This is a genomic window from Armatimonadota bacterium (assembly GCA_037138755.1).
GTDB lineage: Bacteria > Armatimonadota > Fimbriimonadia > Fimbriimonadales > Fimbriimonadaceae > Fimbriimonas.
Genome location: JBAXHT010000002.1, coordinates 49535 through 63525 on the forward strand (window position 1 = coordinate 49535; position 13991 = coordinate 63525).

Consider the following 13991-nt stretch of genomic DNA (forward strand, 5'->3'; position numbering starts at 1 on the left):
AGTGAAGAGTCAGCCTCAAGACATCCTCAAGCGCCTCGGCTCCAGCTGGGGCTTGCTTTCGATGGGCTTCGGGCTAACCTTCATCCACCTCTTCTGGTACGGCTCCGTATGGACCGCCTGGCTCGCTCTCGTCTGTTACGCCCCCTTCCTGGCCTGGTTGCGCATCCACTCAAGACGTCCTTTCCTAGCGGGTTGGGTATTCGGCCTCTGGTACGCCGTCCTTAACAACTACTGGCTTGGTCAGTTCATTGGCAAATGGACGCAGAGCGTATTTATTGGGGGGCTCGCGGTTTTCATTGTTGGGGCCGTTTGGGGGCTTTTTGGCGGAGCAGCAGCCAGCACGACGAAGAGACTCATTCCGCTTGATGGATGGGCACGGCTCGCGGTGCCGTTCGTTCTTTGGATTCCTGACGTACTTCGCTCGTACATCCCAGAATTCGCCTACCCCTTCACGCCACTAGGTGAGCCATTGGTGGCGTACCCGTATCTCGCGGGAGCACTGGCGCATTGCTATACGTCAAGTTTTATTGTCGTTTGTGTTAATGCCTTTTGGGGACTGGGAGGGGTGCGTAAGAACCCACTGCATCCTGCGATCACGGTTGGGTTTCCTTTTCTACTTTGCATGGCCCTGAACGCAAAAGCGTCGCAGATTCCGACGCAAACCAAAATCGCCCTTGGCCAGCTCGGCTTCGACCTCGCCTACACGGAAGACGGTCTCAAGCCCTTCAAAATCCGCGAGGCTGCCAACGACCTCATCCGCCAAGCGCGCGCTCAGAAAGCCGACGTCCTCATCCTCCCCGAAGCTGTTGCCGCGTTCTCAACCTTCCCCAACACCGCCTTCGACCTCCCCCCTGACTTGCCCGTCCTCTTCGGAGCCCAGCGCGGAACCTCGCCCCGCTACCAATCCGCCTACCTCTGGGACACAAAGGGCTTCCAATTCACCGACAAAACTCGCCTCGTCGTCTTCGGCGAGTATGTTCCTCTGCGCGGAATCATCCCCTACCCCGCCGGCTTCCAGCTCCCTGCCGGAGACCTCGCCGAAGGCGAAGCCAAGCTCCTCACCCTCCCGAACGGCCTCAAGATCGGCACCATGATCTGCTTCGAATCCCTCTTCCCCGGCGCCGCTCGCAATCTCAAAAACCTCGAACCCGACGTCCTCTCGATCATCTCCCTCGACGACTGGTATATGGGCACCAGCGCGATCCCCCGCCTAGAAATCGCCGCCCGCTGGCGCGCTGTCGAAACTGGCAAGTGGATCTTCCGAGTTGGCTCTCTTGGCAAGACGATGGTGATTGACCCGAAGGGACGCATTCGTGCCGAGCTCGCGACGGGTGAACGGAAGTTGTTGGTCTACGATTTGTGAGTTCCAAAGGTACCCCCGGCGTCTCGCCGGGTTCCAGATCCCGGCGAGACGCCGGGGATACCTTTCAGATAAACTCCATGCGAAATGACTGACTTCGCCATCTCCTGGAATCTCTGCCGCGGACGCTTCGCTGACTCCGTCTCTGGACTCACAAACGAGCAACTCAACTACCGCCTCCACTCCGAAACTCTGACCATTGGTGAAATGGCCCTCCACATCGCCGGAACCGAGCTTTGGTTCGTGAGTCAGCTCACCAAGCGCGAGAATGACGCTTACGAAGCCAAGCTCATTAAAGCCGCCACCGACAGCGTCGTCAACGATCTCCCTTTCCCTTATTCATCTGAAGAAGTGAACGATGCAAGCGTTAAAGAAGCCTTAGAATACGTTGCAAAGATCGTCCAGCCCCATGTTGAAAACCCGTCCGAAGAGTTCTTGACGACCGAAATCCAGTCAGTTCTCGGTCCAATCATCACGGGCCAGGGCGCGCTTGCCCGCTTCGCGTTTCATCCCGGTTACCACCAGGGTCAGGTTCACATCATCAAAACCGCACCCGGCTACCCTGCCTAACCCGGTACCATAATTCCATCTTGGAACCGATTCTCTCGCAGGTAGACCTCAACGACGACGAACACCAGCAGAACCGCGCCGCGATGGACGCGATCATGGCTGACTACCGTACTCGCATGGCTAAAGCCATGGAGGGCGGCGGTCAGAAAGCAGTTGACCGGCACAAATCGCGAGGCAAGCTACTCGCTCGCGAGAGAATCGATGGCTGCCTAGACCCCGGCTCGCCATTCCTTGAATTCAGCACACTTGCCGCCAACGGGATGTACGGCGATGGCGCACCCTCCGCGGGAGTCGTGACTGGGATTGGTCGGGTTCATGGCCGCGAATGTATGTTTGTCGCCAACGATGCCACCGTCAAAGGCGGCAGCTACTTCCCTCTCACCGTAAAGAAGCACCTGCGCGCCCAAGAAGTCGCGCTCGAGAACCACCTACCATGCATCTATCTCGTCGACTCAGGCGGAGCTAACCTTCCCTATCAAGCCGATGTCTTCCCCGATCGCGACCACTTCGGACGAATCTTCTACAACCAAGCCCAGATGAGCGCGAAGGGGATTCCGCAGATCGCGGCTGTCCTTGGCTCCTGTACTGCCGGCGGCGCTTACGTGCCTGCAATGAGCGATGAAAGCATCATCGTCAAGAATCAAGGCACAATTTTTCTGGGCGGTCCTCCCCTGGTCAAAGCCGCGACAGGAGAGGTTGTTACGGACGAAGACCTCGGCGGCGGAGACGTCCATACTCGGGTTTCTGGAGTCGCTGACCACCTTGCCGAAGACGACCAGCACGCCCTCGAACTGATCCGAAACGTCGTCGAAAACCTTGGAACCCCGCGCAAAGCAAACCGAGACCAAGACGAACCGCAAGATCCACTGTTCGATCCAACCGAACTTTACTCTCTGGTGCCGAACGACAGCAAGACGCCGATGGACATGCGCGCCGTCCTTGCCCGCATTCTCGACGGTAGCAAGATGCACGAATTTAAGGCCCGTTACGGCTCCACGCTCATCTGCGGCTTCGCCCGAATCCACGGTCACAAAGTCGGAATCATCGCCAACGACGGCATTCTCTTTTCTGAAAGTGCACTGAAAGGTGCCCACTTTATCGAGCTTTGTTGCCAGCGCGGGATTCCGCTGGTGTTTGTTCAGAACATCACCGGCTTCATGGTCGGGCGAAAGTATGAGAACGAGGGAATCGCACGGAACGGGGCAAAGCTCGTCACCGCCGTCAGCACAGCCAACGTGCCGAAGTTCACTGTCATCGTCGGCGGGAGCTATGGAGCCGGTAACTATGGGATGTGCGGACGAGCCTACGGCCCTCGCCAACTCTGGATGTGGCCCAACGCAAAGATTAGCGTCATGGGCGGCGAGCAGGCGGCCAACGTTTTGCTAACAATTAAGCTCGACCAGCTTGAGCGGGAAGGCAAAACGATGTCTCCTGAAGACCAACAAGCCGAGAAAGATCCGATTCTGACGAAGTACAACGAGGAAGGCTCCTGCTACTATTCCACGGCACGTCTATGGGATGACGGCATTATCGACCCGGTCGATACCCGCCGAGTTTTGGGGCTCGGACTTGAAGCAGCGCTTTATTCTCCAGAGGAACCCGCAGGATTCTCGCTGTTCAGAATGTAAAGAATCGTTTACCGTATTTCGGGCGTCTTTGGCAGTGAGCTGTCTTTACATGACAGCGGGAGACTCATGCTCAAAGAATTTAGGGATTTTGTATCGAGGGGCAATATGCTTGACCTCGCAATCGGTGTCGTCATCGGCGCTGCGTTCGGAAAGGTAACGGAGGGCTTCATGAATTTCATCATCAACCCTCTTGTGGGACTCATCGGTGGGACCGACTTCAGCAATCTCTTCGTGGTGTTGAAAGAAGGTAAGACTCCTGGCCCATACAACTCGCTCAAGGCCGCTACGGATGCTGGAGCATCAGCACTCGGATACGGTGCTTTCATCAGCGCATTTATCAACTTTTTGATTGTCGCCTTTGTGATGTTCATGGTCATCAAGGCCTACAACAAGTTCAAGAAAGGTGAGGCCGAAGCGGTTCTCGCCCCACCCGCCGACGTCGCTCTACTGACCGAGATTCGCGACCTTCTCGCAAAGAACTAGAAAATCATCAAAGAGAAACAAAATCGCCCCCGGGGTATCTCGAGGGCGGTTTCTCTTGTTGGAACCTGGCTTAAGCCGGAACTTCCTCGAAAATCCCCATCGCGCGGAACTTGCTGAATCGCTCAGCTTTCACCTGCTCTGGAGTCATTTTCTGGAGCTCGTCGAGGTGCCGACCAATCCCTTCTTTGACCGTTGCGTACACCTCAATCGGCTTTCGGTGCGCCCCGCCAACTGGTTCCGGCAGAATCTCATCGATAATCCCGTACTCGAGAGCACTCCTCGACGAAATCTTGAGAGCCTCGGCGGCTTGCTTGCCCATCTCTGGCTTGCGCCAAAGTATCGCAGCACACCCCTCGGGGGGAATGACGGAGTAAACCGAGTGCTCCAACATCAAGACCCGTGACGAGGCTGCAATTCCAATTGCACCACCTGATCCGCCTTCGCCGATGACGACGGCAACCGTCGGAACCGTCAGGGCAAACATCTTCATAATCGAAGCCGCAATCGCTTCACTGATCCCTCGTGATTCACTCTCAACTCCCGGGTCTGCCGCCGGGGTGTCCACGAACGAAATCACCGGCATCTTAAACCGCTCCGCCATCTCGAACAGCCGTATCGCCTTTCGGTAGCCCTCTGGCTTCGCCATTCCGAAGTTTCGGAACTGCCGACTCTGGATGTCCCGTCCCTTCTGGTGACCGATGATCATGACCGGGGTGCCTTCAAATGTCGCGGGACCCCCAATAATCGCGTTATCCGCAAAGCCGTTGCGGTCACCTTGCAACTCCGTAAAGTCCTGGCAAAGTGCAGTTACATAGTCCAATGTGTACGGTCGCTTTGGTGCGCGAGCAATGAGAGTTTTCTCCCAGGGACCGAGGTTTTCGGGGTCGTACATCATTTCCAAGTACCGATCCCGAGTCTTCTCAAGATCAATGATCTTGGCTTGCCCGGTTTCGAGGGCGGTCGGATTCGTCTCTTTCCGAGCTTCAAGCTTCATCTTCTCGATGAACTCGTCAATCTCACGAAGCTCTTTCTCGAATTCATTAAAGTTCGAAGGCATTAGGCCATTTTCTCCTTCACGACGCTTCCGAGGGAGAGAAACAAGTGGCCGCCGAGCGTCTTTACTAAAGACGTCAGCGTGGCTCGCATCTCCTTTCGAGGCACAATGGCGTCGATCATGCCGTGTTTGAACACAAACTCGGCGGTCTGAAAATCGTCGGGCACCTTGCCTACTCCGGCCTGCTTCGCAACCCGAGCTCCGGCGAAGCCCACGAGCGACTTCGGCTCGGCAACGATCACATCCGCAATCGAAGCGTAAGAAGCTAAGACGCCCGCCATCGTTGGGTCGGTAAACACACAGATGTAAGGAACCCCAACCTCTCGGCACTGCTGCACCGCCGCCGATGTCTTTGCCATCTGCATCAGGCTCAAAATTCCTTCCTGCATTCTGGCTCCGCCCGAAGCGCAAAAGATGATCGCCGGAATTCGTTGCTGGGCGGCACGCTCCAGCGTTCGGGTGATTTTTTCGCCCGCAACCGAGCCCATTGAGCCTCCCATGAACGAGAAGTCGGCGACCGCAACTGAGACAGGCATGTCATCCAGCTTTGCCCGACCCGACACAATAGAATCGTGCATCCGAGTCTTCTCCTCGGCGGCGACCAACTTCTCGGCGTACTCGGGGAACTTCAGGGTGTCGAGCGAGCGCAGGTCAGTGTCCAGCTCTTCAAAAGAGTCTTCATCAAAAGTCCAACGCATCCTGGTTAGAGCGGGAATTCGGTGATGATGGTTGCAGTATCCGCAGACGTGCAGGTTCTGCTCAAAATCCACTCGAAAGAGGATTTTCTTACAGCCTTGGCATTGTAAGAAGGCATCGCCTTGTTTCAGTGATTTGGCACTCAAGGTGGTTTATCGTACCCCGTTTCCGGGGTTTTGGTTGCAGTAAGTGCACCTTCCAGGCGGTTTGCGGAGACCTCCTGGAAGGCGGTGTTAGCTTACACTTGACCCGTCACAAATACCGACAGCGGCGTCTGCTCGAACTCAAATCTCGGCATCTCAACTCGGCCAAAGTTCAACATGACGAGCGGCTTAATGATCTGCTCGTTCATCACGGTATCGGCAAGGTCTCGGCGAATCGCTTCGAGCTGCAACAGAAGCACTTGCAGGTGAACCCGGCCCATTGCTAATGAGCCGACTCGGGTGCCCTCGCTGGTGGTTAGCGTCTGACCAAGGATCGCGCGGGTGATCTCACGATTGTGAAACTCGATCGCATCCATAAACCCTTGGCTCGCGCCATCCCGGTCACCCAAGGCACGCACCTCGAACTCCTCGGGAAAGACTATCGCAGAGTTCTTCGCAAGAGCCTCTAGCGAGCGGAGCATTGCCGCCTGGTCCTCGCTGGTGGCTCCCTTTCCAAATTTGGCCAGCAGGGTCGGAGAGGCGAATTTTTCCAAATGCACCCTCCATGCCTCCATCAGCCGCTTCTTCTCTCGGAAATGGGGCATTGCCGCTTCGAGGTCACTTTGCCCGTAGGGCTTACCATAGCCGGGACGGTGGCGATAGATTACGAATCGGTCGGGTGAAAAGCTCTGCTCGGGTTCCCCGGGCAGGTTCAGCTTCAGGCTCTTTGTAGTTTCATACTCATCAACTTCAATGGTGAAGTACCGGGAGTCTTTCGGTCGGACGCTTTGGATCCACCACTTCCCTCCGTCTGCGCCGTACACGAGTTCCTGAATGCTCCAGCCGTGGACGAAGGCATCCATGGCGTTCTGCAGCACAGTATGAACCGAGCCCTGCATCCGGCTGAACGCTTCTCGAACAAAGTCCGACTGATCGCTTTCACCCACGACTTTCCACCCGGAGGCGAGCACTCCGAGAGTTTTGATTGTTAGAGAAGTCTGGATCATGGAATCCTTCGCCATTTCGGCAAGGAGCTCGGGCCGGTTAGGGTTCGGGAATCCTCCATAGGCTGCCTGAAGCTGCCACGCAGGGATCGTTGGGGTTTGAGTTGATGTTGAAGGTTTTGGTTTCTTGTTGAAGAGTTTCATGTTGTTTGGAGCGGGCAGGCGTCAGCATTCAGCCCTCCGCAATTGCGCAGAAGGCTCAAGAGAGCTAATTTCTTGGATTCGTCGTCAAGATCATTCGGTGAGCATGTGGAAGGTCTCTCACGGCCATCGCCAGAGCCATTACGAGGTCGTCGTGACCGCTCTTAGCCGCCAAGCGGGTGTGGCCACTGCCCGTCCGAGTTGCGTGGACGTTTTCGAGTTCCTTCTTCAGGTCCTCGTGCGGAGGAATCTGGAGCGCGCGCTGCTCGAAGGCACTCACCAGGCCGTCAATCAAGGCGGGCTTCGACTCCGCGGTGAAGACAAACGACCGGATCGAAACGCTAGGTAGCTCCTTTCGGAGCCAGGCCGTAATGCTATCCCCACCGCCGGTGGTGTCACAAATCAGCCGGGCGTTGGGATGACGTTCAAGAACGCCTTTGACCCAAGCAATCTGATCCTGCCACTCGGTGCCCTGCCTTCGATCAATCTCGAGCACGCTTGCCTTCGCCCGGAATCCCTTGATCACCACCAATGCGGAATGGTCTCGGTAGTGCGCCCAGTCGACGGCGATGATCGTAGGACCCGGAATGTCAATCTCCGTTTCGGCAACCGTGCACGCCTCTACCGCTTTGCGATCGAAGACGAGGCCTTCGCGTTGCACAAACTGAGCCTCGTACTCAGTAGCGTATGCACTGGCGCTCAGACGGCTCCTCTGTTGCTCCAAAAACTCCCGCCGAACTTTGGGATTATCGCTGCTTGGTGCCTGAAGCGACCAGAACTCGTCGGTGTTCGCTAAGCCCTCCTGGAACGCTTCATAGAAGTGATCCTGCCCATTCGGCGTGCTGATCATCGTGAGGGTTCCTTCCGAGGTCGCCATCATTGGAGTCAGGATTTCGTGAACGATTTCGCCTTTTACAAACGCGGCTTCATCAATGATGATGTCCGTCGCCTCATCGCCTCGCAGATTGTTCCCGGAATGAGCCGAACGGGCAACCACCGAGTGATCACCCATGATTAGGTCCATCTTCTTCTCCCGAAACGTGGGAACCGACCGAAAGCGAAGCTCCCAAATCCCCTTGTTCACAAGTTGCTCGATCAGCCGTCGAAGGCGCCGGAACAGAAAGCTGGCTTGCTCTAGAGTGGGCGCAACCAGAAGCGTCCGCTTCGGCTCATCGCTATGAAGCCCAGCAATGACTTGTACGGCACACGCATCCGTCTTGCCCCACCGCCGACCACAAGCAAGCACCTTTGTGCTGGCCCGAGCCAGCAAAAACCTCTCCTGCCCAGGATGCGGCCGCCATACGGGGGCGAGCCACTGAAGAAAACTTTGCATTCACCTACTAGGCAACAATCTAGGTGGTTTGTCAACCTTGAATCTTGATTCTTGTCAGAGAATGCTTCGATGTGACAAGAATCAATGGCTGCTCGCAGGATCTCGGCGAGGCGCAAGAACCGGTTACTTCGGCAGAGGCAACCCAAACGCCGTCAAGAACGACCGCAGAGCCTCGATCCGCCCCGGAGTCCCGAGCTCAACATTATAAGGCCGGCCCCGAGCATCGATGATCAGCCCCACCGTCCCCTCAATCAGGTTAGTCGTCTGATTTCGAGAACCCCGAGCCTTGTCAAACTTCGTCACCGTCACCGGCTTGCCCTTTCCGGCACCAACATCAAAGTTCCGCCCCGGCTCCACCGTAATCGAATCACCCATCGAATCCAAGAACGGAACAACCTTAATCTCCCCAAAAGGAACCGACTCGTCAATGCCCGATCCGTGCACCCGAACGCAGTGCTCGCCCGGCTTGCCAACTCCAGTAGGAGCAACACAGGTCCCAACCCGAACGATACAATCTCGCTCAAAGACCTCTTTCGCCGCATCATACAAGTGCTCAGAAAGCACCCCAAGGTGCGGCATCATGAAGATCGAGTCAACCGTCAGCATCGTAATGCCCTCAGGCTGGTAGGAGTCCATCATCATCAGCGCCGCCTGAGCCCGGTTCGGCGCGTGCGAAAGCACCCCACCCGAACCAATCACCATATCCAGCTTCATCATGTTAACCAGAGTCGAACCCGACGACTCCTGGTCAAAAATCTGTCCAACATCGCGCTGCTGCGACGACCCCGTCAGGTTCCGCGCCAGCGACTTGTGGTGCTCAAACGCCAACCGCAAAGCCTCGCGCGAAACCGCGTGCTCAATCAACAAATCCTCATAAGTCTGCGGAATCGTCGTCGGACGAATCATCTTATTCCGCAACCGGTTCCGAACCTCAGCCGGGTCGATCTCGAACGGCAGCCAGCGAGCAATGTTCTCAACCCCCGCTTCCTTCAAAACGTTACAAATCGAGTACGACATCCCCAGGTTCGCCGAAACCGTTCGGTTATAGATCCGCTCCCCACCCGGAGTTGCCTCAAACACCGAGAAAACGTCGGTAGTCGCTCCGCCAATATCCACGCCCAGAACGTTAATCCCCTCCTGCCGCGCATATTCGTTCAGCAACTTACCAACCGCGTTCGGAGTCGCCATGACCTCAAACGAAGCCCAATCCAGCAACTTCGAATACCCCGGAGCCTGCTGCATAACGTGCTCCAAAAACATCTCGTGAATCTCTTCTCGCGCCGGACCCAGGTTCTCCGCATCCAAAGCCGGACGCAAATTGTCAACGATCTTCGTCGCAATCCCGTCGCCCAAAACGCCCGCAACCTTCTCCCGAGCCTGCACGTTCCCGGCAAAAATAACCGGCAGCTGCATATCTCCAAACCGCGGCTTCGGATCCGCCCGGCGAATGACCTCCGCCATCTCGACCAACCGATCAACGTTCCCGCCGTCCGTTCCGCCCGACATCAGAATAATGTCCGGCCGCAACTGCCGAAGCCGCTCAACCTTCTGGAAGTCCTTTCGGCCATCATCAACCGCCAAGGTGTCCATCAAAATCGCCCCCGCGCCCAGCGCCGCGCGCTCCGCCGACTCCGCGCTCATCGCCTTAACAACGCCCGCGACCATCATCTGCAATCCGCCGCCCGCCGAAGAAGTCGAAACGTAATAGTCCGACCCATCCAAAGGCCCGCTCGAAGTCCCCGTAGCCACATCATCCTTAGAAAGCCGATGAACCGTCCCGTCCTTCAAAAGCGTCCGACGACCAGCTTCATAGCCAGAAGGAACCGTCTGCTCAGTAATCTCCTCAAGCTCGGTCAGCGCGTTCAAAACCCCAATCGTAACGTCCTCAAACGGCCGCTCAACCGTCGTCGGAGCCTCACCCCGAGCAACAAGGCGATACTCGCCCTTGTCATTCCGTTCAATCAGAATCGCCTTGGTAGTAGTCGATCCACAGTCGGTTGCAACGATGCGCCGGATATCTTTGGACATGATAGGTAACGCTTAGTATGTACCGTTCAAACGGTAAACTGCAAAGCGATGAAGCTCTTTGTTGATACCGGTGATTTGGACGAAGTAAAAAAGGCGGCTGAATGGGGCGTGATCGACGGAGTCACCACCAACCCAACCCTCATCGCCAAAACCGGAAAACCCTTCAAAGAAGTCGTCCTCAAGATCTGCGAACTGATGCCCGAAGGCGCAATCTCCGCCGAAGTCGTCGCCACCGACTACGACACCATGCTCAAAGAAGCCCTGGAAATCAGCAGCTGGTCCCCCCAAATCGTCGTCAAGGTCCCCCTCATCGAGAACGGCGTCAAGCTCGTCTCCACCCTCACCGACAAAGGAATCCGCACCAACGTCACCCTCGTCTTCTCCGTCAGCCAGGCCCTCATGGCCGCCAAAGCCGGCGCAACCTACATCTCCAACTTCGTCGGCCGAGTCGACGATAACGGAGCCGACGGAATGGACGCCGTCCGCGACACCGTCGAAATGGTCAACACCTACGGCTTCGACAGCGAAGTCCTCGTCGCCTCCGTCCGACACCCGCTCCACGTCCTAGAGTCAATCCGAGCCGGCGCCCACGTCGCCACCATGCCGCTCAAGACGCTAGAAATGATGTTCAAACACCCCATGACCGACTCCGGCCTCGACCGCTTCCTAGCTGACTGGAACAAAGCCGGCCTCAGCATTTTCTAGTCCTATCTTGCCATGCCCACTTTGGATGCGTCGGTTCTAACTGGTGTGATCGCAGCAACTACGTCGGTTGCGGTCGTGCATTACCTCACAGAAGAAGAGAGAAGATACGAAAGTCGCTCGGGATGAGAAGCTTGCTTTTTATCGCGAGTTGATAAGAGTGATGTCTGACTGCGTTGATGGTAATCGGGCAGTTGATGGAGCAAACCGATTTGCCGAGGCTTCCAATCTTGCTCCTTTGTATGTTTCGAATGGTGTGATGAGCGCCTTGTATTCCTTTAGACATGTAACTCGAGACTCAGCTACGCTCGACGAACAATCTCACCATGATCGATTGTTGACCCTGCTCGTACAGGAGATACGCAAAGTCATCGGAGTTGGCGGTGACCTTGTCCAAGACCGGATCACAGTCAGATTCTGGGCCGCAGGGAAAGGAAAGTAGCTGCCCCTGGAACCCGGAGGCCCACGTCCGGTTAAGTCCCCGAGGCACCACTCCGAAAGAGCCCTCGAAGAACCCCTAACCTTCGGCTAATCCAGAGCTTCTGCGGACGAGGGCGTCCGCGCTCCAGTAAAATCCACCCCATGAGCCTCCGCTCCCTCTTCGGCAGAAAGCCTAACCTCCCGTACTGGGCCCAAGGCGTAAAGCAGCAAGACTTCGACAACCTCCTCGACGCCGTCCGAACCTACTTCAAAGACCACGGAACGGAAGTAGAAGTCAACGAAGCCGAAGGCTTCGCAAGCCCCAAATCCGGCCCCCTGGCGGACCAGCAACTCGGCCTCCACAACCTCATTCGAATCATCCCCGGAATGAAATCAGAAGATGTCCAGCGCTTTATCAATGACCACTTCGGAAAATTCCTAGACATGGGGATCGAACAAGAGCGGATCGAAAACGGCACTTACGAGGAAGTCAAGAAGTACCTCCGCGTCAGAATCTTCTACACCGAACCCAGCAACCCTGAAGACCCCCTCTACACCTTCCCCGGAATTCAGCTTTGCGAAACTCTCAAGGCCTGCCCAATGTTCGATCTCGAACACTCCGCAGTGACTCTATCAAAAGACAAATTCGAGAGTTGGAACGTCCCAATTGAAGAAGTCCATCAACTCGCCCTCGACCAGACATTCGCCGACGTCGACCGCAACGGAACCTTCGAGAAAATCGACCTCTCAAACGGACGTCCCGCCTTCCTCGTCAGCGACGAGAACATCTACTTTGCCAGCATTGCACTTGATCTGAAAAGAGCAGTCACCGAAGAACCTCGCTGTGGCTATCTCGTCTTCATCCCTAGCCGCCAGTCACTGCTCATACAACCCCTAACCGATCGAGACTCCGTAAAGCAACTAACCAAACTCTGCGAAGCCGCCAACCAGATGTTCCTCGACCAAGTAGGAAAAGTCGGAGTCGACGCCTACTGGCTCAAAGACAACGTTTTCAAACGTCTAGAACTCGGCGATCCCGGTACGGATCATCCCAACTTCGCCGCTATGTCCAATTGTATTGCTAACTAGCCCCTCAAGCCTCGATAATCACCTTCAAAGCATGAGTCTTCGACGCCTGCCCAAAGGTCTCGTAAGCCGAAACAATATCCGCCAACTTAAAGTGGTGGGTGATCAGAAGAGAAGGATCAATCTTCCCACTCTTAACAATCGCGAGCAGCATCCGAGTGCTCTCAGTATCAACCAGGCCCGTGGTGATCGAGATATTCCGATCCCAAAGCCGATTCAGCTCAAGATCAACCTTCTCGCCGTGAACGCCAATATTGGCAATCACTCCACCAACGCCAATCACCGCCTGACAAGTCTCAAACGAAGCCGCCATCCCAACCGCCTCAATCGCCGTATCAACTCCCAGTCCATTGGTCAAAGCCATCACCTTCGCCACCGCCTGCCCGTCGCGATTATTAATCACATCCGTTGCCCCCAGCCGAGTCGCCGCCGCAAGCCGATTGTCATCCATGTCAATCACAATAATCTTCGCCGGCGAAAAGAACTGCGCCGTCAGAACAACTCCCAGCCCAATCGGCCCCGCGCCAATAATTGCAACCGTCCCGCCCGGCTTCACCTTCCCGTTCAAAACCCCCTTCTCAAACCCGGTCGGAATAATGTCACTCAACATGACCAGTGCCTCCTCATCAACCCCGACCGGAGCATGGTAAAGGCTATTGTCAGCATAAGGAATCCGCACAAACTCCGCCTGAGTCCCGTCAATCGTATTCCCCAAAATCCACCCGCCCGTCGTACAGTGCGAATACATCTGCCGACGACAGAAATCACACTTCCCGCACGACGTAATGCAGGAGATCAAAACGTGGTCGCCGACCTTAAACTGCGAAACGCCCGAGCCAATTGACTCAACAATCCCAACCCCCTCATGTCCCAAAATCCGCCCCGGAGCACAGGACGGAATATCGCCCTTCATGATGTGCAAGTCCGTTCCGCAAATGGTCGTCTTCACCATCTTCACCACCGCATCACTAGGCTCCATGACCCTCGCCCGTGGCCGATTCTCAAGTTTCATCTGTCCCGGCGCAAGGTACACCAGCGCTTTCATCAGCCCCGTGCTGGCCAGTTCGTTTCGGACGGATGATTCTCGTTCCATTTGCTTCATAACTCCTTAAGTCTGCGGCTCGGGAACGCCATATTCACAGTCGCAATAATTCAGTCCCCAAAACCCCTGTCAATCAAAACTAACCTCAGATATCGCATCCATGTCAAAATGCACCGCCAACTAGATCCGGGGATCGAAACTCCCAATTCACCAAACCCAACTGTCCAACCCAAGCCACACGCAACCAGATTAAGCTTCCGTTAAACCCCACTTGCCACCAAAACAGATCACTGATACAATG

The 13991-nt window shown here is 55.9% G+C and carries 13 protein-coding genes; 7 read left to right on the plus strand and 6 right to left on the minus strand.

All coding sequences use genetic code 11. The annotated features are described in order from the left end of the window. Position 1: 1 nt before the first annotated feature. The 4 genes from lnt to mscL all read left to right on the plus strand — a co-directional run bounded on the left by lnt (position 2) and on the right by mscL (position 4041). On the plus strand, positions 2-1363 hold the full coding sequence (gene lnt / locus WCK51_09905) for an apolipoprotein N-acyltransferase (protein ID MEI7577197.1): 1362 nt from the start codon (positions 2-4) through the stop codon (positions 1361-1363). 84 nt (positions 1364-1447) lie between these two features. Next, positions 1448-1930 (plus strand): hypothetical protein, encoded by a 483-nt coding sequence (locus WCK51_09910; protein MEI7577198.1) that lies wholly within the window; start codon positions 1448-1450, stop codon positions 1928-1930. A gap of 83 nt (positions 1931-2013) precedes the next feature. Then, on the plus strand, positions 2014-3558 hold the full coding sequence (locus WCK51_09915; GenBank protein ID MEI7577199.1) for a carboxyl transferase domain-containing protein: 1545 nt from the start codon (positions 2014-2016) through the stop codon (positions 3556-3558). A 66-nt stretch (positions 3559-3624) separates the two neighbouring features. After that, the gene (gene mscL / locus WCK51_09920) at positions 3625-4041 is read left to right on the plus strand and encodes a large conductance mechanosensitive channel protein MscL (protein ID MEI7577200.1); all 417 of its coding nucleotides are present in this window, start codon (positions 3625-3627) and stop codon (positions 4039-4041) included. 70 nt (positions 4042-4111) lie between these two features. Here the strand turns inward: mscL and WCK51_09925 are convergent, their stop codons facing one another. The 5 genes from WCK51_09925 to WCK51_09945 form a co-directional block, all read right to left on the minus strand. After that, complete coding sequence (locus WCK51_09925; GenBank protein ID MEI7577201.1) at positions 4112-5098, minus strand: acetyl-CoA carboxylase carboxyltransferase subunit alpha; 987 nt, start codon at positions 5096-5098, stop codon at positions 4112-4114. Beyond that, complete coding sequence (gene accD, locus WCK51_09930; GenBank protein MEI7577202.1) at positions 5098-5937, minus strand: acetyl-CoA carboxylase, carboxyltransferase subunit beta; 840 nt, start codon at positions 5935-5937, stop codon at positions 5098-5100. The genes WCK51_09925 and accD overlap by 1 nt, the downstream gene beginning before the upstream one ends. A gap of 92 nt (positions 5938-6029) precedes the next feature. Beyond that, complete coding sequence (locus WCK51_09935) at positions 6030-7082, minus strand: DUF935 family protein (protein MEI7577203.1); 1053 nt, start codon at positions 7080-7082, stop codon at positions 6030-6032. Positions 7083-7146: 64 nt separating this feature from the next. Next, positions 7147-8412 carry a terminase family protein gene (locus WCK51_09940; GenBank protein ID MEI7577204.1) on the minus strand — a complete coding sequence of 422 codons (1266 nt, stop codon included), beginning with the start codon at positions 8410-8412 and terminating at the stop codon, positions 7147-7149. A gap of 123 nt (positions 8413-8535) precedes the next feature. Further along, positions 8536-10440, minus strand: coding sequence for a glutamate mutase L (locus WCK51_09945; GenBank protein ID MEI7577205.1), 1905 nt, complete (start codon positions 10438-10440; stop codon positions 8536-8538). Between the two features lie 48 nt (positions 10441-10488). On the opposite strand from WCK51_09945, the gene fsa reads away from it, so the two are divergent. From fsa to WCK51_09960, 3 genes are all read left to right on the plus strand, one after another. Next, complete coding sequence (gene fsa / locus WCK51_09950) at positions 10489-11145, plus strand: fructose-6-phosphate aldolase (protein ID MEI7577206.1); 657 nt, start codon at positions 10489-10491, stop codon at positions 11143-11145. Between the two features lie 160 nt (positions 11146-11305). Further along, positions 11306-11584: a hypothetical protein gene (locus WCK51_09955; protein ID MEI7577207.1), complete on the plus strand. Its 279-nt coding sequence runs from the start codon at positions 11306-11308 to the stop codon at positions 11582-11584. 140 nt (positions 11585-11724) lie between these two features. Next, positions 11725-12651 (plus strand): hypothetical protein, encoded by a 927-nt coding sequence (locus tag WCK51_09960; protein ID MEI7577208.1) that lies wholly within the window; start codon positions 11725-11727, stop codon positions 12649-12651. Between the two features lie 4 nt (positions 12652-12655). On the opposite strand, the gene WCK51_09965 is transcribed toward WCK51_09960, so the two are convergent. Further along, positions 12656-13693 carry a zinc-dependent alcohol dehydrogenase family protein gene (locus WCK51_09965; protein ID MEI7577209.1) on the minus strand — a complete coding sequence of 346 codons (1038 nt, stop codon included), beginning with the start codon at positions 13691-13693 and terminating at the stop codon, positions 12656-12658. Between the last annotated feature and the right edge of the window lie 298 nt (positions 13694-13991).

Bases quoted from the DNA above. Each gene is read 5' to 3' on its own strand.
- WCK51_09945 (MEI7577205.1), bottom strand. From the start codon at position 10,440: ATGTCCAAAGATATCCGGCGCATCGTTGCAACCGACTGTGGATCGACT.
- WCK51_09910 (MEI7577198.1), top strand. From the start codon at position 1,448: ATGACTGACTTCGCCATCTCCTGGAATCTCTGCCGCGGACGCTTCGCT.
- WCK51_09940 (MEI7577204.1), bottom strand. From the start codon at position 8,412: ATGCAAAGTTTTCTTCAGTGGCTCGCCCCCGTATGGCGGCCGCATCCT.
- WCK51_09935 (MEI7577203.1), bottom strand. From the start codon at position 7,082: ATGAAACTCTTCAACAAGAAACCAAAACCTTCAACATCAACTCAAACC.
- mscL (MEI7577200.1), top strand. From the start codon at position 3,625: ATGCTCAAAGAATTTAGGGATTTTGTATCGAGGGGCAATATGCTTGAC.
- WCK51_09925 (MEI7577201.1), bottom strand. From the start codon at position 5,098: ATGCCTTCGAACTTTAATGAATTCGAGAAAGAGCTTCGTGAGATTGAC.
- WCK51_09960 (MEI7577208.1), top strand. From the start codon at position 11,725: ATGAGCCTCCGCTCCCTCTTCGGCAGAAAGCCTAACCTCCCGTACTGG.
- fsa (MEI7577206.1), top strand. From the start codon at position 10,489: ATGAAGCTCTTTGTTGATACCGGTGATTTGGACGAAGTAAAAAAGGCG.
- WCK51_09955 (MEI7577207.1), top strand. From the start codon at position 11,306: ATGTCTGACTGCGTTGATGGTAATCGGGCAGTTGATGGAGCAAACCGA.
- WCK51_09915 (MEI7577199.1), top strand. From the start codon at position 2,014: ATGGACGCGATCATGGCTGACTACCGTACTCGCATGGCTAAAGCCATG.
- WCK51_09965 (MEI7577209.1), bottom strand. From the start codon at position 13,693: ATGAAAGCGCTGGTGTACCTTGCGCCGGGACAGATGAAACTTGAGAAT.